10 protein-coding genes and 1 riboswitch are annotated in these 22,347 nt (G+C 57.4%); of the genes, 5 read left to right on the top strand and 5 right to left on the bottom strand.

All coding sequences use genetic code 11. The features are described 5' to 3' along the window. Positions 1-56: 56 nt before the first annotated feature. Positions 57-1,352 (top strand): DUF2264 domain-containing protein, encoded by a 1,296-nt coding sequence (locus VMU57_RS20895; RefSeq protein WP_325386976.1) that lies wholly within the window; start codon positions 57-59, stop codon positions 1,350-1,352. Positions 1,353-1,366: 14 nt separating this feature from the next. Here the strand turns inward: VMU57_RS20895 and tdh are convergent, their stop codons facing one another. Then, on the bottom strand, positions 1,367-2,404 hold the full coding sequence (tdh, locus tag VMU57_RS20890; protein ID WP_325386975.1) for an L-threonine 3-dehydrogenase: 1,038 nt from the start codon (positions 2,402-2,404) through the stop codon (positions 1,367-1,369). Between the two features lie 245 nt (positions 2,405-2,649). On the opposite strand from tdh, the gene VMU57_RS20885 reads away from it, so the two are divergent. Both VMU57_RS20885 and VMU57_RS20880 read left to right on the top strand, forming a co-directional pair. Further along, positions 2,650-6,363: a TonB-dependent receptor gene (locus VMU57_RS20885; protein WP_325386973.1), complete on the top strand. Its 3,714-nt coding sequence runs from the start codon at positions 2,650-2,652 to the stop codon at positions 6,361-6,363. A gap of 87 nt (positions 6,364-6,450) precedes the next feature. After that, a complete protein-coding gene (locus tag VMU57_RS20880) occupies positions 6,451-9,912 on the top strand; it encodes a DUF4450 domain-containing protein (RefSeq protein WP_325386971.1) in 3,462 nt (1,153 codons plus the stop codon). 10 nt (positions 9,913-9,922) lie between these two features. On the opposite strand, the gene VMU57_RS20875 is transcribed toward VMU57_RS20880, so the two are convergent. After that, on the bottom strand, positions 9,923-11,275 hold the full coding sequence (locus VMU57_RS20875) for a hypothetical protein (protein ID WP_325386970.1): 1,353 nt from the start codon (positions 11,273-11,275) through the stop codon (positions 9,923-9,925). A 146-nt stretch (positions 11,276-11,421) separates the two neighbouring features. Next, positions 11,422-11,615, top strand: a riboswitch (cobalamin riboswitch). Between the two features lie 102 nt (positions 11,616-11,717). Between VMU57_RS20875 and VMU57_RS20870 the strand changes: the two genes are divergently transcribed. Together VMU57_RS20870 and VMU57_RS20865 are read left to right on the top strand one after the other, a co-directional pair. After that, positions 11,718-14,114, top strand: coding sequence for a ribonucleoside-diphosphate reductase subunit alpha (locus VMU57_RS20870; protein WP_325386968.1), 2,397 nt, complete (start codon positions 11,718-11,720; stop codon positions 14,112-14,114). A gap of 15 nt (positions 14,115-14,129) precedes the next feature. Next, positions 14,130-15,149, top strand: coding sequence for a ribonucleotide-diphosphate reductase subunit beta (locus VMU57_RS20865; protein WP_325386966.1), 1,020 nt, complete (start codon positions 14,130-14,132; stop codon positions 15,147-15,149). Between the two features lie 17 nt (positions 15,150-15,166). Here the strand turns inward: VMU57_RS20865 and VMU57_RS20860 are convergent, their stop codons facing one another. The 3 genes from VMU57_RS20860 to VMU57_RS20850 all read right to left on the bottom strand — a co-directional run. After that, positions 15,167-16,693, bottom strand: coding sequence for an efflux transporter outer membrane subunit (locus VMU57_RS20860; RefSeq protein WP_325386964.1), 1,527 nt, complete (start codon positions 16,691-16,693; stop codon positions 15,167-15,169). 24 nt (positions 16,694-16,717) lie between these two features. Next, positions 16,718-19,837, bottom strand: a complete 3,120-nt coding sequence (locus VMU57_RS20855; protein WP_325386962.1) for an efflux RND transporter permease subunit — start codon at positions 19,835-19,837, stop codon at positions 16,718-16,720. Beyond that, positions 19,834-22,347, bottom strand: a 2,514-nt coding sequence (locus tag VMU57_RS20850) for an efflux RND transporter permease subunit (RefSeq protein WP_325386960.1), incomplete at its 5' end; no start/stop codon positions are given. The genes VMU57_RS20855 and VMU57_RS20850, both read right to left, overlap by 4 nt.

The raw sequence follows: 22,347 nt of genomic DNA, 5'->3' as shown, positions 1-22,347 counted from the left end.
GTTGGGCGAGAGCACAACCTATGGTTGCTTCTGGGGAAATAGTCCAGGAGAGATTGATGCATCAGCCTGACACGAAGACACGACGTAGCTTTCTGCTCAATACCATGGCCGCCGGCACGACGACTTTGCTCGCGGGCAATGGCAATGCCCAGACGAGGCCTGCAGGTGCAGCTTCTGCCGCGACGCCTGCGTCTGGTGCAGAGGATCGAGCCGCGTGGCTTGCCCTGCTGGAACAGGTCTCGGAGCCCGTGCTTCGTGCCCTCAGCGAGCGTCGACTACGCGCAACGATGCCGGTTGAAGCTGCTCCCGGGCAGGCCGCCGCACGGGCAGTCGGATCTCCGCTGGAGGCCCTTGGGCGGGTTCTGTCGGGGCTGGCGCCCTGGCTTGAGTTGGAGCCTTCTGCTGAAGAACCGAGGCAGGAGACTGCCTTGCGTGTCCGCTACCGGAAGTGGGCGCTAGCCGCCATCGCGTCTGCGGTCGATCCTGCTTCTCCCGACTACATGCGCTTCGGCGCGTCTTCACAGACCGTCGTCGACGCTTCGTTTCTTGCACTGGCGCTGCTGCGTGCGCCGCTTCAGCTTGTGCAGGCGCTGGATGCTGCAACGAAACAAAAACTGATTCGGGCGCTGATGGCGGAGCGCATCGTGCTGCCGGGCTATAACAACTGGCTGCTATTTGCCGCGATCAACGAAGCCGCACTGATGGCGCTTGGGGCCGATTGGGACCGCGTCCGCGTTGACTATGCATTGCGCAAGCATATGGAGTGGTACGTCGGCGACGGCACCTACGGCGACGGCCCGCACTATCACGCGGACTACTACGACAGCTTTGTGATTCATCCTTACCTGTTGCAGCTTATCGAGACGTTGGGAGACGCCGAGACAGCGTGGGAGAACATGCGTCCTGAGATTCATGCCCGCGCACAGCGATACGCCGCGATCCAGGAGCGAGTCATCAGCGCGCAAGGGGAGTATCCCGTCGTGGGGCGCTCCATCACCTACCGCTGCGGGGCGTTTCATCTGCTTGCGGATTGCAGCCGTCGTCATATGCTGCCTGAGCCGGTTCTTCCACAGCAGGTTCGCTGCGCACTCACTGCAGTTCAGCGGCGAACGCTTACCCCAGCGGGAACATTTTCAGCAGACGGATGGTTGCAGATTGGGCTTGCGGGGCACCAGCCCTCGCTGGGCGAGACTTACATCTCAACTGGAAGTCTCTACCTTGCGAGCGCGGCCTGGTTGCCCCTCGGACTGCCTGCGACAGACCCGTTCTGGTCCGCTCCTGCGGCGCCGTGGACACAGCAGAAAGCGTGGTCAGGCGTGGATATTCCGGTTGACCATGCTCGGGATGTTTAGCTTCCGAATTCAGATCAGGAAGAGAGGCTTGTCCAATCGAGAATCACTTTCCCAGTCATGCCCGACATCATTGCATGAAAGCCCTGCTCAAAATCAGCGTACGAGTAGCGATGCGTGATGATGGGCGTGATATCCACACCTGATTCGATGAGGACGCTCATCTTGTACCAGGTCTCATACATCTCGCGGCCATAGATGCCTTTGAGGGTGAGCATGTTGAAGACGACCTGGCGCAGATCGATCTCCATCTCTTTGGAAGGGATGCCGAGGATCGCAATCTTTCCTCCATGGCTCATGTTCGAGATCATCTCTCGAAGAGCGGCGGCATTTCCCGACATCTCAAGACCGACGTCGAAGCCCTCCTGCAATCCGAGCTGCTTTTGCACCTCTGCGATCGGGGTTTCCATGGGGTTGACCGCGAGAGTGGCTCCCATCTTTCGTGCGAGCTCGAGACGGTAGGGGTTGGGATCGGTGATGACGACATGCCGCGCACCGGCGTGACGAACGACGGGGATGCACATGATGCCGATAGGGCCAGCTCCTGTTATCAGAACATCTTCCGCGAGGACATCGAACGATAGAGCCGTGTGGACGGCGTTGCCGAAGGGGTCGAAGATGGCAGCGACCTCCTGATTGATCTCCGGATGATGACGCCAGATATTCGTCATGGGCAAAGCGATGAACTCGGCGAAGGCTCCGGGGCGGTTCACGCCCACTCCTGAGGTAGCCGCGCAGAGATGCCTTCTGCCTGCGAGACAATTTCTGCACCGTCCGCAGACGACATGGCCTTCGCCGCTGACAATATCTCCGGGGTGGAAGTCGTTGACGTTTGCGCCGACCTGAACAATTTCCCCGACAAACTCGTGGCCGATCGTCATGGGCACAGGAATGGTGCGCTGCGCCCACTCGTCCCAGTTGTAGATATGGACGTCGGTTCCGCAGATTCCAGTATAGCGAACTCGGATGAGAACGTCGTTGATGCCGATTACCGGCTCGGGAACATCCTCAAGCCACAAACCTGATTTCGCATGAGCCTTTACAAGAGCTTTCATTTTAGGTCTCCCGCTACCAGTGGAACATCTTTCGCAGCCACAATCTATTTTGAGGGTAGGAGGAATTGTGCTCGTACTTGCGGAAATGAGACTTTTGCTGGCTGATGAGGAAAGTTCTTGAAGATGACGGCGTTTGATTTTATCCTATGGAACTAATTTTCTATTGACAGAATTCCCTGCATCCTCCTAGTATTCCTCCTGTAAAACTATTCCCAATTTCTGCAAATAGAGGCCCCCAAGAATCCATGTCTGTAAACGTTCGCCCTCCCTGCTTTGCTGTAAGCCAGTATTTCGTCGCTGCCTTGCTCTCGATCTCCCTCCTGTTGATTCCACGCGCTGCCGCGGCACAGGTCAGCGGCGCTGGAGCCATCTCCGGCACGGTTACGGATAGCACGGGCGCAGTCATTCCCGGCGCGACCGTTACAACGACCAACACGGCTACCTCAGTCAGCGTGGTTCGCAAGTCGACGTCAACCGGATACTATGTCGTTTCGCCGCTGCTGCCGGGCAGTTATAGCATTGTGGTTAGCTCGTCCGGGTTCCAGGACCTGAAACAGGAAAATGTCACCGTCAATGCGCTGCAGACGCTCAGCTTCAATCCAAAGCTGTCGATCGGGAATGCAACGGAGACCGTGACAGTCTCTACGGCGCCGCCAGCCCTGCAGACCTCGAACGCCACTTTGGGCGCAGTGATGGAGAACAAGACCTACTCTGAGCTGCCGCTCCTGATGAGTCAGGCGCCTCGCGATCCGACCGCATTTGTGCAGCTGATGCCGGGAGTATCTGCCGGGGGACGCGCGGGAATCTTTGGCGGTGTTGGATCGGGAAACATGAATGAGATGTACATCGAGGGCGTGCCGTTGACCACGGTCGACTCCCAGGGCGACAACCGCAAGATCAACCAGAACCTTTCGGTCGATGCCGTCGATCAGTTCCAGGTACAGACCAGCGGATCGTCGGCCCAATATCAGGGCATCGGTGTAGAAAACTTCTCCGTCAAGCAAGGTTCCAATACCTTCCATGGCAATGTCTCGGACTTTATCCGTAATACGGCGTTCGATTCCTGGGGCTTTCTTCAGAAGTCGGTCAAAGTTCATAATGCTGACGGCTCAACGAGCCTTGCACCCAAACCGCCAGAGCACCAGAATGAACTGTCCGCTTCCTTGTCCGGCCCAATTCATAAGGACAGGATCTTCTTTTTCGTAAACTACGACCGCTATCACTACAACGCGGTCTCCAGTCCTTCGTTGCAGACGATTCCCACCACCGACTTTCGCCAGGGAGATTTTTCGGCCTTGGTCGACTCCAAGGGCAAGCAGATTCCAATCTACGATCCAACCACGGCTACAGCTTGTACTGCCGCAAATCACGGAACGACTTGCGCCTATCAATTCATGGGATTGAAGAATGGCATACCGACGCCGAATGTCATCCCTGCCGGCCAGATCTCTTCGATCTCGCAGGCGATGCAGAAGTTTCTTCCACCGGTTTCCAACTCGTCGATCAGCAATAACTATCTCTATGGCTATCCCACGGGCCGCGACAACTGGGAGTTTACCGGCCGCGTCGACTTCAACGTTGGCAAAAAGCAGCAGATCACGCTGATTTCAACGTCAGGCGTTCGCAGCTTCACACCATTGGACTATGGCGCGACCACAACTCTTCCGGCTCCCTATACCAACGGCACCATCGTCTCCGAGCCGACCACGACGGCGATCATCAAGCACACCTATACGTTTACGCCGCACGTCGTGAATCAATTTCGCTACGGCTACACGCGCTATTGGGCCACCATCAAGAATGCGACCGACGGGAACACCGCGTATGGAACCGGCGAGAGCCTGGGAATCGGGAACATTCCCGCGGGCCTGGCATCGACTACGTTTCCAGGAGTCAAATTCTCCGGGCCTACAGATAACCCCTCCAGTTGGTCGGCTCCTGGCGGCAATCACGAAGCGGTAAACACCTACACCATTGCGGACGATCTGCAGTGGATTCACGGCAAGCATTCGTTCACCTTTGGTGGCGACTTCCAATGGCTGCAGTTCAACCAGTCGCCCTCGGATAGTCCCTCGAATCCTCTCTCGCTCAGCTTCAAGAACACCAGCACCTCGGGCTATGACGCCAAGGGGAATATCCTCAGCACCAATACCGGCTTCTCCTACGCCAGCTACCTTCTTGGCGCAGTTGATTCCAGTTCCCTTTACGTACAGAGCTTCTCGACGCTGGGCGCGCGTTACAAAGCGTTCTCTCCTTACATTCAGGATGACTACAAGGTCACGCAGAAATTGACGTTGAACCTGGGCCTTCGTTGGGACCTCTACACGCCTTATCACGAGACCGGAAATCGTTGGTCTACCTTCAGTCCTACGCTCACGAATCCCGCCACCGGCACGCCGGGAGCCATCAGCTATATCGGTCATGGCGTGGGAACGTGTAATTGCACGACTCCTGTGCGTACCTGGTACAGAAACTTTGGCCCACGCGTTGGCGGCGCGTATCAAATCACGTCTCGCGATGTAGTGCGCGGAGCCTTCTCGATCATGTATACGCACAACGGCGGCGTGGGCGGATCGAATGCCGGAAACTATAACGGAACCGGGCAGATCGGCCTTACTGCGAGTCCGAACTTTGCCGACTCCGGCCAGGGCGGCCAGCCGGCGTTCTATCTCAATAGCGCGATGGGAAATACCAGCTTCCCTAACTACTCCACAACCCCTGACATGACTGCTTCTGCAAATGCAGGAAATTATCTGACCGGCAGTGGAGCCGCCGTCACCGCGGCAGGAGCGAACTATGCCGATCCTTATCTGTCGGGGCGTCCTCCTTATACAGAGAACTGGAACTTTGGCGTTCAGCATCTGCTGACCAACGACCTGACTCTCAGCGTTGACTACGCTGGCAGCCAGTCGCACTTCCTCGTTGGCCAAAGCCGCGGCTACTACCAGAACCAGCTTGCGCCCGCTTACCAGGTACTTGGTCCGCTGCTCAAACAGCTTCCGGGTAACGTCGACAAGGCCACCGGCAAGAGCTATCTGCAAGAGGCGCAGGCCGTCATCCCCGGCATTCAGCTTCCGTACGCTAGCTACGGTGGGCCTTCCGCTACGATTGGCCAGATGCTGAAACCGTTTCCGCAATACTCCAGCGTGACTGATACCTGGGGCGACATCGGCAACGGCAACTATAACGCGCTCGAAATCACGCTCAACCAGCGGGAGTGGCATGGGCTTTCGGCGACGCTCAACTACACGTGGTCCAAAGAGATCGACGATCTGGGCGGCTACCGTAGCGGCTATCCGATTCCTGGAAACGTCATCGACGGCGGCCAGGCACCAGCGCAGGCTAATCGCATCGATCGCGCCGACACCACCGTCGATCCGCAGTCGCTCCACATCTTTGGGGTATACGCACTTCCGATCGGCGGCCCCGGACAGCTTGGTGCAGGTTCACTGCCTGTGCGCATCCTGGCATCGGGATGGAAGCTCTCTTCCATCTTCAACAAGGTGGCAGGCGCGGGCCTGTCCGTCGCGGGAACAGGATGCAATACTCCGGGCTCGTGCTATCCAAGCTATAACCCGGCGTTCTCCGGACCAGAGCGCATCAATGGTGGCTATGGACATGGAGTAACGGCTGCAAACATTAACAGCATCCACTACCTCGACGCAAATGGCTTCCTCGCAACTCCGGGCAATGCCGGATATAACTTCGGAGACGCTCCGCGGATGTCGCCTTATGGCATCCACAACATCGCAGACTACAGCTGGGACGCCGGGATCCGGCGCGCCTTCCCCATTCACGAACGCGTGAATTTCACCTTCCAGGCTGACTGCTCCAACGTCACCAACCACGTGCAGTTTGGTGGCCTTGGTGTCTCGCTCGCCAGCAGCAGCTTTGGAACCATCAGCAAGCAGAACAACAATCCACGCGACTGGCAGTTCGCAGGCAAGATTAACTTCTAACGCAGTTCAACCGTCTTACCTACGCGGAGCGGGACAAGGCTTTTCTGCCTTTGCCCGCTCCGCGTAGCATTTGGGTAACTTCTTTTTATGACCTCCTTCTCCGACTGGACGCGCCGCCGATTCCTTGCTCGCACCGCTGCTGCTGGCGTCTTCTCCGCCAGCCCAATCGCGCAACTTCTCGCGCAGGGCGCCGCGGCAAAGCGAGTGCGCTCCGCCGGTGCTTCTCCCGAGGTCATCTCAGGCGCCATACGGCCACTACTAGAAGGCAACACGTCGCGGCCCCTTCGATACACTCCAGACGACGGCGATTTTCTTATTACCAACGGCAAAGAATTTTTCAACCGGCCGCTGTACGGCCCCAATACCGCCTTTCGCGTCGACGCCGGAGACCTTCCGGAGTTCTCGCTCTATCTTCCGGGACATGGGGGCAATCTCCGCATCGGCATCGCAAACGGAGCCGATTCCAAGTGGGCCTTCCACGCGGATACAGTGACCGCGCGTTATCGCCCCGGCCGCATGATCTATGAGGTTCGAGACAGCCTGCTTGGCAACGGCCGGTTGGAGCTTGAACTTATGACGCAAGGTGAAGGCTCGGGCATTCACCTTGCCATTACGCCGCGAGAGATTCCTTCAGGTACCCTGCTTACATGGATATTTGGCGGCGTCAGCGGACGCAAAGGCCGGCGCAATGGCGACATCGGCTGCGAAGTTGAGCCGGTGAGCCAGTTCTTTCAACTTCGCACTGAAGAATGTGCCGGAAACAGTTACACAATAGAAAGCTCTACCGCTCATCAGCGAAGCCACGCGGCGAACCTGCAACTCGGCTTCCCTTCCGGCTCGAGACTCGGGACTGCCAGTGCCATGGATTGGAATGCCGATTGGAGGACTCTTGCGAACTCCGTTGCCGGCGAGCTTCCTATCCTGACGGGTTCGGTCGAGCTTGAGACGGTGCCGCTGCATATTGCGATTCGTCGCGTTCTTCCTGAAGAAATATTGCCGGTATCGCAGGACCCTGCTGCGGCCTTCTCTGCTCGTAGCCAGCACATTGCTGCGATTGCCTCTGCCGTCCGGTTCTCAACTCCTGACGCATACATCAATGCCGCCATTCCTGCGTTGAACGTGGCTGCGGACGCTCTGTGGGATGCGGGCCAACAATGCGTCATGCATGGCGCGGTGGCCTGGAGAAATCCGCTGGCCGGTTGGCGCGGCCCGTATGCACTCGATGCTCTCGGCAATCACGACCGCATGAAGCAGCAGCTGCGCCATTGGATCGCGCGGCAGAATGAGACGCCCATACGAATCGGCGCGGATGATTCCCCTGCCACCGGGCCTGCCGATTCCGGCACGCATCTGACTCGCAAAGAGTCGCTGCTCCACTCCAATGGCGACATTTCGCATAATCACTACGATATGAACCTCGTCTTCTTCGACGCTCTGCTGCGGCATCTGCGCTGGACGGGAGACCTCGAATTTGCGCGCGAGATATGGCCCGCACTCAATCGCCATATCCAGTGGGAGCAGCGCTTGTTCCGCCGGACGTTCGCCGATCCGCGATCCCATGCAGGCGAAGCGGAGCTTCCACTCTACGAGGCCTATGCCTGCATTTGGGCCAGCGATAACCTTCAATACAACGGAGGCGGAGCTGCTCACTCCAGCGCCTATAATTTTTTTCTCAACAAGACTGCCGCAACCATCGCACGGCTTCTTGGAGAAGACCATGCAGCCTATGAGGTCGAAGCCGGCCTGATCCATAAGGCGATGCAAGAGCTCTTATGGCTTCCGGAGCAGGGAGCCTTTGCCGAAAGCAAAGACATTCTTGGACTGCAGACGACGTACGCCAACCCCGCGCTGTGGACGATGTATCACACCATCGATTCCGAGCTTCCCTCTGCTCGGCAGGCATGGCAGATGGCTGCGGAACGCTTTGCCGCACTTCGCCATGTTCCTATCCACGGCCCCGGTGTTCCCTCTGGCGATTGGTTCCTTTTGCCCTGTTCCGACTGGCTGCCGTATGTCTGGTCCTTGAACCTCCTGCTGCTCGCTGAAAATAGCCATACCGCCCTGGCGCTTTGGCAGACCGGCATGAGAGACGAAGCCTTTGCCCTGCTAAAGGGCAATCTGCTCGATTCGATGTTTATGGGCCTTTGTCCCGGCAACCTGCACATGACTTCGCAGCTCGACGTTCATCGTCAGGAGGCGCAACGCGACTTCGGCGATCCGATTGGCATCACCTCCCGCGCGCTGATCGAAGGCCTCTACGGCATTCAGCCAGACCTTCTGCACGGCACGCTTACCATCCGTCCGGGCTTTCCGTCGTCGTGGAACGAAGCCGCGCTCCATCATCCCGATGTCGATTTCGCCTGGCATCGCGAGGACCTCCACGAGACGTTCGAGATCGTCAGCCGCCTGCCAAAGCCTGTCGCTCTCACGCTCATTCTGCCGGCAAGCACTACGACTCATCCTGTCGTCATCGCTAACGGCAGGCCCATTGCGCCGCACTTCGATGCTGAAGCCGTTGGTTCCCCGCGCATTCAAATCGAACTTCCAGCAGCAGCGATATGGAAGATCAGCATCCGCTGGCATGGCGTCGCGCCACTCGCTTCGCCGCCATTGCTCACATGCCGCCTCAACGAGCCTGTTCGGCTTCCTCACTCCATCTCCCACGCGCATATCGACGATCCGCAGTCGTGCCTGCGAGATGGCCTTGCGATCAGGCCCGGACACCACACCCTCTTTGCTCGAATCGAGCAGGGGGATTGCCGATACTGGCTTCCCATCCGCTTCAAGGTAACGCCACCACAACTTCTGCTCGCCGAGACTGCTACCCCTGTTAGCGCCGCTGGGGCAATCGATCCAATCGAATTGGCGCCCTTCTTCGAGCACCATATCAACGATATCTTTACCCGTTCGTATGTCGCGCCGCGGTCCTCCTTCTGCTCTCTTGCTCTGCCCGAAACGCTTCTCGGCGGCTGGGCTAACTTCGACCTGCGCGCTACGATCGACGATGCGGGCCTGCGCAATGCTGGAGGAATGCTTCACACCGGTATCAATGTCCCCTTCCTCACTCCGTCAGGGAGCAGCGCGCCGAATTGTTCCTTCCTCTCGCAATGGGAGCTCGATCAGCAGGCGGTCGAGTTCTCGGTCTCAGGCCACGCGCGCACGCTCTATCTGCTGATGACGGGAACGACCTATCCGCAAGCCACGCACATGCAGCATGGCACCGTAACCGCGATCTACAAGGACAGAACCAGCTCAAAGCTCGTCCTCCGCACGCCGGATACCTGGTGGCCTATCGAGCAGGACTACCTGCTCGACGACTATCTATTTATCAATGATGCCCCGCTGCCTCCCCGAGTCGATCTAAGCACCGGCCAAACGCGGCTGCTCGATCCCTCCGATTTCAAAGGAAAGGGGAGATCGATTCGCGGCGGCTCCGCTACCGTTCTCTCTCTTGCCCTGGATCCCGAGCGAGAACTGACCTCAATCAAGATTGAATGTGAACTATATGGAGTCGTGCTGGCACTGCTCGCTGCCACACTCGTCCGGTAGCAGTCCTTATTCAGGAGCAGAGATGGCCCTTGACCTGTTTGCGCAGCGCCTTGCGATGCGACGGAGAGGTCAAATCGTTGAGATAGAGCTCGAGATAGCTGTAACCAGTCTTTGGATCGATCTTCTCTGCGTCGGAGGGATTGTGTGGGTCAAGGTGGTGATGCACCTCCCATGCATCTGGAATTCCGTCTCCATCGCTGTCCGACGCGGCCTTCTCTTCGTAGGAAGGTGGCAGCCCACCGACCTCGCTCTGGTCTTTGATGAGACGGCCCTTCGTGCCAAACGACAGTAGATCGCCGACCAATCGAGCATCGACGGAATCCCGGCAAAGCGAATCGCCCGCCTCGTCTGCTACCTGGCGGACAAGCTTCTTTGTTGAATCGACATGCACGGGAATTTGCGGTTTGGCGAAAGGCGTCTCTACAACATCAGCGTTGACGTGCTCGAAATCTTTCTTCGTAACTGGCCGACCATCGAGCTTGCCATTCAAATTCATGTCGGCAAAGTTGCCTGCCTGATAGGTGTGGTCGGTCCTGGTGAACTCTCCAATAAATGAGGTCGAGGAGTCAGGCCCCTTGATGAAGTAGTTCCCGACAAGGTCGGCATCGTGGTCGGTCGCGGAATGGCCACCTACATATCCAGTAACGCCCCAGTTATAGACCACGTTGTTGACATACTGAATATGCCCTTTGCCTTTAGGGTTTCGACTCTTGTTATCGATCCAAAGATTGTGGCTCAAGGTTAGATCATCGCTCTCGCAGAGGCATCCGAACTTCTGCGGGTTGATTCCTTCGCCGATGATTGAGTTCTGAATCGTGGAGTAATTGTTGCCGTTCGTCTGGATGTTGTCCCAGCGCCCCCATTCGATAGAGAGATGGTCGAGCATAACGTGGCTGGCATTGGCGAGATTGAGCGAGCTTACCTTCGGCGACTCCGCGATACCGCCGCGAAACCGCATATAGCGAATAATGATGTTCGAGCTATTCGTCATGGAGACCTTCGCATCCGCCACGGTAATTCCTGTGCCGGGTGCGCTTTGGCCCGCGATGGTCAAGTTGCTCCCTATGTTCATATTCGATTTCAGATGGATTACGCCGCTGACTGTGAACAGAATCATCGCATTGGAGTGCTCAGCGGCTTCGCGGAACGAACCGGAGCCATCGTCCTGCAGATTGGTCACGAAAACGACTGGTTTGCCACGGCCGCCGGTAGCCGTAGCGCCAAAGCCTTCCGCTCCGGGAAAAGCGGGTGGCTGGCCTTGAGCAAGGCAGCCGTAACCAACCGCTATAAGGATTGCGCTTATCTGAAAAAATCTTGTGGAGATCAATCTCTTGTGGATGGCAAAAGTCCTATTCCAATTCAAATAATGCTCCTCATTCCGTGCTCCTTCCAGTAGAGCCGAATCGCCCTAATGGCAGCAAATTCAATCGGTTTGCCTTCTGATGCCGAGATTTCCAAATATGCACAGATACCCCTATATATCGCGGTTGACGCGCCGAAATACCCTTGATATAGTCGTTTCTTCACGGTACCCGATTGCGAAATTGGGTTTAATAGGGAAGCCGGTGAGATTCCGGAACTGCCCCGCAGCGGTAAGCAGGAACGAACGTCTCGTAAGAGCACTGGTCTGGTGACGGGCTGGGAAGCTGGGACAATTAGGTCGCCTGCAAAGTCCGAAGACCTGCCATGAGATGTGTCGACACTGACACAAAATTCACGCACCTCCGAGGGGAGGATGGAGTGATCGGCGTGTGTCTCGGCGATCCTTCCGTCTGTGCCTTCCCGGAGCGAAAGGACACCTCCCCGTGGCGACTTTACAGACGACACTCTCCGACCTTGACCCACAATTTCCTGCTGCCGATGTTGCTCCGCAGATGCAGGTTCGCAAGCGCAGCGGCGCTCTGGAGCCTGTCGACGTTAATAAGATTGTCCGCGCGGTGGAGCGGTGCTGCCATGGCTTGCCCCACGTAGACCCGATACGAGTTGCGAGTAAGACCATCGGCGGGTTGTTCGATGGCGCATCGACCAGGGAGCTGGATTCGATCTCGATTCAGACTGCTGCGGCCTTGATTGCGGAGGAACCGGAGTATTCGAAGCTGGCGGCGCGATTGCTGCTGGCGACGATCTCGAAGGAAGTGAGCGGGCAGAATATCTATTCGTTCTCGCAGTCGATTGAGGTTGGGCATCGCGAGGGCGTGATCTCGAAGGACGCGGCAGAGTTTGTGGGCGCAAATGTGCGCAAGCTGAACAGCGCGATCGACGATCGCTTCTCCGATCGCTTTGAATACTTCGGCCTGCGAACCGTGTATGACCGCTATCTGCTGCGGCATCCGATTACGCGGCAGGTGATTGAGACGCCGCAGCACTTCTTCATGCGGGTTTCAGCAGGCTTGTCGGTGCGGGTGAACGAAGCCATCGAGTTTTATAAGCTACTGGCCTCGCACGACTATATGCCGAGTTCGCCGACACTATTCAACAGCGGCACGAAGCACTCGCAGATGTCTTCGTGCTATCTGCTGGACTCTCCGGCTGATTCGCTGGACTCGATCTACGACACCTATAAACAGGTTGCGCTGCTGTCAAAATTTTCGGGCGGGATTGGGTTGGCGTTCCATCGCGTTCGCGCAGAGGGTTCGCTGATTCGCGCGACGAATGGGATTTCGAACGGCATCGTGCCGTGGCTGCGGACACTCGATTCCTCAGTCGCCGCGGTCAACCAAGGCGGCAAGCGCAAGGGCGCGTGCTGCGTTTACCTGGAGCCCTGGCACGCCGATATCGAATCGTTTCTGGAGATGCGCGACAACACTGGCGATGCTGCACGACGAGCGTACAACCTGAATCTGGCAAACTGGATTCCGGACCTGTTTATGCGTCGCTCGGACGAAGACGGCATGTGGTCGCTGTTCGATCCAAAGGATGTTCCCCACCTCACTGATCTGTATGGGGATGATTTTGATAAAGCCTATGTGGAAGCTGAGGAAAAAAAGCTCTATCGGCGGCAGATAAAAGCACGCGACCTGTATGCACGAATGATGCGCACGCTGGCGGAGACCGGCAACGGATGGATGGTCTTCAAGGACGCGTGCAACATCAAGAACAATCAGACAGGCGCGGCAGGGAATGTTGTTCACCTCTCGAACCTCTGCACGGAGATTACAGAGGTGACCTCCTCCGCGGAGACGGCGGTGTGCAACCTCGGCTCTGTTAATCTTTCGCGCCACCTCACCGATGGGGCGTTCGATTTTGAGAAGCTGGCCGCAACGGTGCGCCACGCGGTGCCGATGCTCGACCGCGTCATCGACATCAACTATTACCCCGTGCCCCAGGCAGCGGTGGCGAACAGCCGCTGGAGACCGGTGGGCTTAGGTGTTATGGGATTGCAGGATGTGTTCTTCCAGATGCGGATTCCATTTGATTCCGCAGAGGCGCGAATGCTCTCGGCCAAGATTCAGGAGGAGATTTACTTCCATGCGTTGAGCGCATCGTGCGATCTGGCGGAGCAGCATGGCCCACATGCTGCCTTTCAGGAGACGCGGGCCGCAAAGGGAGAGTTCCAGTTTGAGATGTGGGGCGCGACACCAACTGACAAAGAGCGCTGGGAGTTGCTCCGCGAGCGGATGAAGACGGTGGGGCTGCGTAACTCGCTGTTGATTGCGATTGCACCCACTGCGACGATTGCTTCGATCGTTGGCTGCTACGAGTGCATTGAGCCGCAGATCTCGAACCTGTTCAAGCGCGAGACGCTTTCAGGCGAGTTCATGCAGATCAATAAATATCTCGTGACGGAGTTACAGGCTCTTGGATTGTGGTCGGAGGAGGTTCGCTCGCGAATCAAGATGGCCGAAGGTTCGATTCAGAAGATCGCTGAGATTCCCGAGGAGCTGAAGCTGATCTATCGCACCGTATGGGAGATGCCAATGCGGGCGCTGATCGACATGGCAGCCGAGCGCGGCGCTTACATCGACCAGAGTCAGTCGCTGAACCTGTTTGCCGAGTCGCCAAACATTGGCAGGCTTAGCTCGATGTACATGTATGCGTGGAAGCGCGGGATCAAGACGACGTACTATCTGCGCTCGCGACCAGCGACGAAGATTGCAAAGACTACGGTTGCCGTTGGCAATCGCGTGGACCTACAAGCAGCAGCGAGCGCGAATGTCAGCTGCTCGCTCGATAACCCCGAGTCCTGCGAGGCTTGCCAGTAAAGGCGGAAAATAACTATGTCATCAAAAGTACCCAGCTCGATTCTCGATCCAGGCTTGTCTCTTACCCTGCGGCCCATGCAATATCCCGTGTTCTTCGAGATGTTCAAGGACGGGATCAAAAACACATGGACCGTAGAAGAGGTTGACTTCTCAACCGACCTCGTCGATCTGCGATCGCGGCTTACACCGGCTGAGATTCACCTGATTCAGCGGCTGGTCGCATTCTTTGCCACCGGCGATTCGATTGTCTCGAACAACCTTGTTCTGAATCTCTATAAGCACATCAACTCGCCCGAGGCGAGGCTTTACCTGTCACGGCAGCTGTACGAAGAGGCCGTGCATGTGCAGTTTTACCTGACACTGCTGGATAACTATGTTCCTGATCCAGATGCGCGGGCCGCTGCTTTTGCAGCAGTGGAGAACATCCCTTCGATTACGAAGAAGGCGCAGTTTTGCATGCGCTGGATGGATTCGATCCAGAAACTCAATGAACTGCGTACACCGGACGAGCAGAAACAGTTTGTTCTGAACCTGATCTGCTTTGCCGGGTGCATTGAGGGATTGTTCTTCTTTGCGGCGTTTGCTTATGTGTATTTTCTGCGCTCGCGTGGATTGCTGAATGGATTGGCTTCGGGAACGAATTGGGTATTTCGCGACGAGAGCTGCCACCTGGAGTTTGCGTTTGAGGTGGTGAATGTAGTGCGGACACAGCATCCGGAACTCTTCGACGCGGCACTCGAGGCCGACGTTGTGGTGATGATGAAGGACGCGGTGGAATGCGAGCTGCAGTTTGCCGAAGATCTGCTATCGGGCGGCGTTGCAGGTTTGTCTGTACGCGAGATGCGGCAGTATCTGGAGTACGTGGCGGATTCGCGCGTGGTTCGGCTGGGGATGAAGCCGATCTTCGGCTCGAAGAACCCGTTTGCCTTTATGGAACTGCAAGATGTGCAGGAGCTGGCGAACTTCTTTGAACGCCGAGTCTCTGCGTATCAGGTTGCGGTTGCCGGCGAAGTCGCTTTTCACGACGACTTTTAGCCGGAAGCAGACACCGCTTATCTTTGCAGAGCGGTGTCTGCCTTACTGGGTGTTGCGGTGACCTGAGATGGTGTGGGAAGCTGCGTCCTGTCCCATCCTCCGCCGAGTGCCTGGATCAGTTGCACCGAGGAGGTCATGCTCTGAATCTGGAGCGTGGCCAGCGTGCGCTGGTTGGTGAGCAGCGTAGTCTGCGCGGTGACGACATCGACGTAAGGATCGATGCCAGTCTTATATCGCTCCATCTCCAGGTCAACGAATTGTTGCGCCGATTGCACCGCCTCCTGCTCCTTGAGAATTTGCTGGGAGAGAATGCGAACCGAGGCGAGGTAGTCTTCAACCTGCTGGAAGGCAGTGAGTACGGTCTCGCGATAGGTGTCGACGCTGGCGTTGTAAGTCGCTCGATATTGCTGCGCGCCGGCGGTGCGGAGGCCCACATCGAGGATGGTCTCCGAGACGGATGGGCCTATCGACCAGAAACGGCTCGGCCAATCGAAGAGTTTTCCGAGAGACGAGCTGTTGAAGCCCCCCGAGGCACTGAGAACAAGGTCGGGGTAGAAGGCGGCGTCAGCGATGCCGATCTCCGCGTTGGCGACCGCCATGGCCCGCTCGGAGGAAGCGATATCGGGACGGCGCTCCAAAAGCTGGGAGGGCATCCCAATCGGGACAGCAGGGGGCGCAGCGTTGAGAGGCTTAACCGGAATGGAAAAGCTGGATGGATTGGTGCCGATGAGGACCGCGATTGCGTGCTCATACTGCGCGCGAGCAACGCCGAGATTGATGGATTGCGATTCGGCGCTCTGCAGAGTATTCTGCGCCTCGACGACAGAGATTTGGTCGTCTACTCCAGTCTCGTAGCGAGCGCGGGCCAGGTCGAGGGCTTTTTTATCGGATTCGATGGTGGCGCTGTAGAGCTCCTGCAGCGCATCCTGTCCACGCAGCTCAAAAAAGAAGACGGCGAGGTCGGCCTGTTCCGTGAGGCGCTCGTTCTCAAGGTCGGCGGCGCTGATCTGCGCCTGAAATCGTGCGGCGTCGATGGTGTTGCGAATGCGGCCCCAGAGATCCGGCTCCCACGAGACATCAAGGGGCAGAGAGATGAGCGAGCTTTGCGCTCCGGCGCTGGTGCCGCCCGTTCCCGTAGAATTTTTCAGGTTGGCCGATGAGCGCGAACGCGTAAATCCAGCGCCGACAGTCGCTGTGGGGAAGAGCTGAGAGCGGGCTTCGCGAACCAGGGCGCGGGCCACCATGAAATTTTGGAAATACTCTTTGACGTTCTGGTTGTTAATGTTGACCTGGTCTTCCAGCGAGTTCAATTCGGAGTCGTTGTAGATCTCCCACCACTTGCCATGGAGCATGGCATCCTGGGGCTGTGCAACCTTCCATCCATCGGTGTCCTTGAACTGCGTGGGCGATTCCTTGTAGGAGATCGGCGGAGCCTGCGCCGTCGCCGGAGGAGTGTGATATTTGGGGCCAACGCGGCAGCCGGTAAGAAGCACAGCCGCTGCGATGGCGGGATAGATGGCGGCTTTGAAGCGAAGAGTAGTCATATATTTAAACCGTGATGGCTCGCATTAATCTATTGCGGGGGTTGGACCGACCGCAGGATGAAAAGTGTGGCGCTTTCTGCCCTGGATGCGAAGACGCAGGCGATCGAGGGTGAGATAGACGACAGGAGTGGTGTAAAGGGTCAGGAGTTGGCTCACAAGAAGACCTCCTACAATCGTGATGCCCAGCGGGCGGCGAAGCTCAGAGCCCATGCCGGTTCCAAACGCAAGCGGGATGGCCCCAAACATCGCAGCCGTCGTGGTCATCAGAATGGGACGGAAGCGAAGCATACAGGCTTCGAAGATGGCTTCCTCAGGTGTTATTCCCTTCTCTCGCTCGACCTGAAGGGCGAAGTCGATCATCATGATGGCATTCTTTTTAACGATGCCGATCAGCAGTACGATGCCGATGATGGAGATGACGTTGAGATCCTCATGAAAGAGCAGGAGGGCAAGCATCGCGCCAACGCTGGCAGACGGCAGCGTCGACAGAATTGTAATGGGATGCACGAGGCTCTCGTAAAGAATGCCGAGGACGATGTAGACAGCAAAGAGAGCGGTCAACACGAGGATCGGCTCGGAGCCGAGAGAGTCCTGATAAGCCTGCAGCGTGCCGGCAAAGAAGCCATGAACCGTGGAAGGAATGCCCAGGCGATCCTGCATCTGGTCGATGGCAAGAGTCGCGTCGCTCAGCGAGACGCCGGGAGCGAGATTGAATGAGATGGTGTTGGAAGGAAACAGCCCGGTATGCGGCAGAGACAGCGGAATCGTATCGGACCTGCTCGTCGCCATGGTGTAAAGAGGAACATTGCCGGTCACTGTTGTATTGGCAATTCCGCCGGGACGCAGGTAGATACTTTTTAAGCCTTCGGGGCTCTGCCAATATGGAGGCGCTACCTCAAGGACGACATAGTACTGATTGAGCTGGGTGTAGATCACGGAGACTTCGGATTGACCGAAGGCACTGTAGAGAGACGAGTCGAGCGACTGAGCGGTCTGGCCCAGGCTGGCAGCTTTGACGCGGTCATAGTTCAGCAGCAGGTCGAGGCCACCGTTCTGCTGGTCGGTATTGACGTCCTGCAGGCCGGGCAGATGCTTCATGTGCTCCAGCACGATCGGGCCCCATTTTGCGAGATCGACGATGTTGTCGGCCTGGAGCGTGTATTGATACAGAGCGCTGCTCGATCGGCCGCCGATGCGAAGGTCCTGCGAGGCCTGCAGGAAGGTAGCGGCTCCGGTAAGCTTATTCAACTTCGGTCGCAGGCGGTCGATCACGGCCTCGGCGCCGATCTTTCGTTCGCTCAGCGGCTTCAGGGTCGTATAGACGAAGCCTCCATTGCCGCCCCCCGTAAAGGCAATAACGGTTTGAACAGCAGGATCTTTCTCGATAACGTCCTGCACTTGTTTCACGGCCTTGTCCATCGCCGGGAACGAGATATCCTGCGGACCCTGAATTCCACCAGCGATCGCGCCCGTATCCTGCTGGGGAAAGAAGCCTTTGGGAATCTTGATGACGATAGCGAAATTCAGAAGAATCGTAAGAAAGAGAACGGTGAGCGTGAGACCCGGATTTTCGAGGACCCAATGCAGGGTGCGGCGGTAGAGGGAGAGCACCCATTCAAAAAATCTCTCGTTCGCCATGTAGAGGCGGCCATGCGTTTGCTTGTGCTCATCTTTCAGGATGTAGGCGCACATGGTGGGCGTGGTCGTCAGCGAGATGACCATCGAAACCAGGATGGCCGTTGAGAGCGTGATGGCAAATTCGCGGAAGAGGCGGCCAACGATTCCGCCCATCAGGATCAGCGGAATGAAGACCGCGATCAGCGAGAAGCTGATCGACATGACGGTGAAGCCGATCTCCTGCGCGCCTTTGATCGTCGCAGCAAACGAGCTCATACCGGCTTCGAGATGGCGCGTGATATTTTCCATCACGACGATCGCGTCGTCGACGACAAAGCCTGTGGAGATGGTGAGCGCCATCAGCGAAAGGTTGTCGATGCTGTAGCCGCAGAGATACATCACCGCCAGTGTGCCGATCAGCGAAACTGGCACCGCGACCGCTGGGATGAGCGTTGCGCGCGCATTCCGAAGGAAGACGAAGACAACCAGGATGACGAGAACGATGGAAAGAAGCAACGTCCATTCCACGTCGTGAACCGAAGCCCGAATGGTGGTGGTGCGGTCGAGCATGACCGTAATGTCGATTCCCTGCGGAATCGAAGCCTTCATCGAAGGAATCGCGGCAAGGATTCGGTCATTTGTGTCGATGATGTTGGCGCCCGGCTCACGGTGAATGATGATATTGATGGCGCGTTTGCCGTTGAGATATCCACCGTTGCGGATGTTCTGCACGGAGTCGATGACGTCCGCTACATCGGACAGATGAATGGCGGCGCCATTCTTGTAGCCGACGATCAGCGGTCGATAGTCCACTGCCTTCGAGATCTGGTCGTTGGCGAGAATATCTGCAGTGATATTGCCGTCTGTAATCTGTCCTTTGGCGAGGGCAGAATTCTGCAGGCTGAGTTGCGACTGCAGATTGGCCATGGTAAGGCCATAGCTCGCGAGCTTCGTGGGATTCACTTCGACGCGAACAGAGGGGAGCGCGCCGCCGCCGACATTTACCTGACCAACGCCCTCAATCTGCGAAAGCTTTTGCTGAAGGACAGTCGAGGCTTCATCGTAGAGTTTCCCCGGATCGTACTTGTCGGACGTCAGCGTAAGAATCATGATCGCAGCGTCAGCCGGGTTTACTTTGCGATAGGTCGGGTTTCCCGGCAGGTTGGCCGGAAGATACGTACGCGCCGCGTTGATGGCTGCCTGGACATCGCGAGCCGCGCCATCGATGTTGCGGTTCAGGTCGAACTGGATCGTGATCTGGGTTGAGCCGAGACTGCTCGAAGAGGTCATCTCGGTGACGCCGGCGATATGGCCAAACTGACGCTCAAGTGGAGTGGCCACAGACGAAGCCATGATCTCGGCGCTGGCACCGGGGAGGCCCGCCTGAACTGAAATCGTAGGAAAATCGACCTGCGGCAATGGGGAAACAGGAAGTACAGTGAAAGCGATCGCGCCCACGACAGCAATCGCAATCGTGAGTAGGGTGGTGGCTACAGGCCGATGGATAAAGGGCGCGGAGATATTCATGGCTGCCCCGCGGATTGCGGCTCATTGCGCTCCGGGTGTGGGCTTCCCCGTTTGCTGGAGAAGCGCGTTGCGATGCCATCGAAGAAGATATAGATGACGGGTGTGGTGTAGAGAGTGAGGACCTGGCTGAGAAGCAGGCCGCCGACCATGGCGATTCCGAGTGGCTTGCGCAGCTCAGAGCCTTCGCCGGATCCAAAGGCCAGGGGGACACCTGCCAGCAATGCGGCCATCGTCGTCATCATGATGGGACGAAAGCGAAGCAGACACGCCTCGTAGATGGCATCGGCCGCACTCTTCCCTCGCTCTCGCTCGGCTTCGAGGGCGAAGTCCACCATCATGATGCCATTCTTCTCGACAATACCTATGAGTAGAACAAGTCCTATGATCGCGACGATGCTGAGGGACCGATGAAAGATAATGAGCGCGAGAAACGCGCCTACTCCGGCAGAAGGAAGCGTGGAGAGAATCGTGATCGGATGAATGAAGCTCTCGTACAAAACGCCGAGCACGATATAGACAGTGATGAGGGCCGCAAGAATCAGAAGCGGCTCGTTCGAGAGCGAGTTGCGGAAAGACGCGGCTGTTCCTTCAAAATCCGCCTGGATGCTGGCCGGCATGTGCATGTCTTTTTGCACTTTGGTGATGGAATCGATCGCGCCGCCGAGCGAGCCGTTCGGAGCCAGATTGAACGAGACGGTAATCGCCGGGAACTGTCCCTGATGGGTGATCGAGAGCGGTTCCGTTGTGCGCTCAAAGTGCGAGAACGCGCTGAAGGGTACGGCGTTGCTGGTAGCCGAGCTTGTTGCTCCTGCAGAACCGGAACCAGTGTTGATGGTAGCGGCGCTCGAAGTGAGCGGACTGGCGGGGGGAGACAGCGTATTCGCAGAGGGAGTGTAAAGCGCAGAGGTGGTCAGCGAATTGGAACCCGCCGAGGTGGACCCGCGCCCGGAGGCAGACGAGCCGCCAGCGCCGCTGGTTCCCGCGGCAGCGTTGGATTGGATATAAAGATGGGTCAGCATGTTGGGGTCGAGCTGAAACTGCGGCTGCGCCTCAAGAATCACATGGTACTGATTGAGCTGCGTGTACATCGTATTGATCTGGCGCTGCCCAAAGGCGTCGTAGAGCGTGTTGTCGATCGTCGTGGGAGCAATGCCCAGGCGCGACGCAGTTGCGCGATCGATGACGAGATCGATGGCGAGGCCGCCCATCTGCTGGTCGGTCGCAACATCTTCAATTCCCGGCAGATGTTTCAGCTTGTCGACGAAACGGGCTGTCCACTCGTTCAGCTCATTCTGGTCCGGGTCTTCGAGCGTGTACTGATATTGCGTGCGGCTGACGCGATCATCGACCGTGATGTTCTGCACAGGCTGCATATAAAGTTCCATGCCCTGCACATCTTTCAGCTTCGTTTGCAGGCGGCGGATGACATCCGAGGCACTGAGACTCCTCTGCGACAACGGTTTGAGATTGATGGACATTCGGCCACTGTTGATCGTGGTGTTGGTTCCGTCGGCGCCAATAAAGGATGAGAGGCTCTGAACGGCCGGGTCATCAAGAATGATCTTTGCAAGCTCCTTCTGCTTGATCGCCATCGTCTTGGAACCAATCGTCGGCGGGGCCTGCGAGATAGCCTGGATCACGCCGGTATCCTGCACCGGGAAGAAGCCCTTGGGAATGATGATGTAAAGAAAGACCGTAAGCACCAGCGTCGCGAGCGCAACCAGAAGCGTGATCGTCCGATAGCGAAGAACGACTGTGAGCGTGCGTCCGTAGAAGGCAATCATGCTCTCGAAGACGCGTTCGGAAGACTTGAAGAAGCGTCCCTGCTGCTCCGGCGGAGTGTGCTTGAGGATGCGGGACGCCATCATCGGCGTCAAGGTGAGCGAGACGATGGCCGAGATGATGATGGTGACGGCAAGGGTAACGGCGAACTCGCGGAAGAGGCGTCCGACGATATCTCCCATGAAGAGCAACGGAATCAAAACCGCGATCAGAGAAACCGTCAGCGACATGATGGTGAAGCCGATCTGCTCGGCGCCCTTGAAGGCGGCCTCCATCGGCGAGTCGCCATCCTCCAGATAGCGCGAGATGTTTTCGATCATGACGATGGCATCGTCCACAACGAAGCCGGTGGAGATGGTAAGCGCCATAAGCGATAAGTTGTCGAGACTGTAGCCGAGAGCGTACATCACCGCAAACGTTCCGACGAGAGACAGCGGCACAGCAACGCTGGGGATGATGGTGGCGTACAGATTCCTCAGGAAGAGGAAGATCACCATCACGACGAGGCCGACGGTGAGCAGCAGCTCGAATTCGACGTCGTTGACCGAGGCCTGGATGCCGGTGGTAAGGTCGGTCAGCGTGGTGATCTGAATGCCTGCGGGCAGGTCTGCCTGCAACTGCGGCAGGATCTTCTTGATGCTCTTGACGACGTTGATCGTATTGCCGCCGGGCTGTCGCTGGATATTGACGATGACCGCGGGCGTCTGGTCCATCCACGCCGCCTGAAC

Source organism: Edaphobacter sp. (genome assembly GCF_035532915.1).
In the GTDB taxonomy this organism is placed as follows: domain Bacteria; phylum Acidobacteriota; class Terriglobia; order Terriglobales; family Acidobacteriaceae; genus Edaphobacter.
The sequence above is the reverse complement of the archived record's forward strand: the minus strand, read 5'-3'. Positions and strand labels throughout refer to the sequence as shown.

What these genes read in the sequence shown, in the direction of transcription:
- VMU57_RS20895 (WP_325386976.1), top strand. Translation starts at nt 57, where the DNA reads ATGCATCAGCCTGACACGAAGACACGACGTAGCTTTCTGCTCAATACC.
- tdh (WP_325386975.1), bottom strand. Translation starts at nt 2,404, where the DNA reads ATGAAAGCTCTTGTAAAGGCTCATGCGAAATCAGGTTTGTGGCTTGAG.
- VMU57_RS20865 (WP_325386966.1), top strand. Translation starts at nt 14,130, where the DNA reads ATGTCATCAAAAGTACCCAGCTCGATTCTCGATCCAGGCTTGTCTCTT.
- VMU57_RS20855 (WP_325386962.1), bottom strand. Translation starts at nt 19,837, where the DNA reads ATGAATATCTCCGCGCCCTTTATCCATCGGCCTGTAGCCACCACCCTA.
- VMU57_RS20885 (WP_325386973.1), top strand. Translation starts at nt 2,650, where the DNA reads ATGTCTGTAAACGTTCGCCCTCCCTGCTTTGCTGTAAGCCAGTATTTC.
- VMU57_RS20880 (WP_325386971.1), top strand. Translation starts at nt 6,451, where the DNA reads ATGACCTCCTTCTCCGACTGGACGCGCCGCCGATTCCTTGCTCGCACC.
- VMU57_RS20860 (WP_325386964.1), bottom strand. Translation starts at nt 16,693, where the DNA reads ATGACTACTCTTCGCTTCAAAGCCGCCATCTATCCCGCCATCGCAGCG.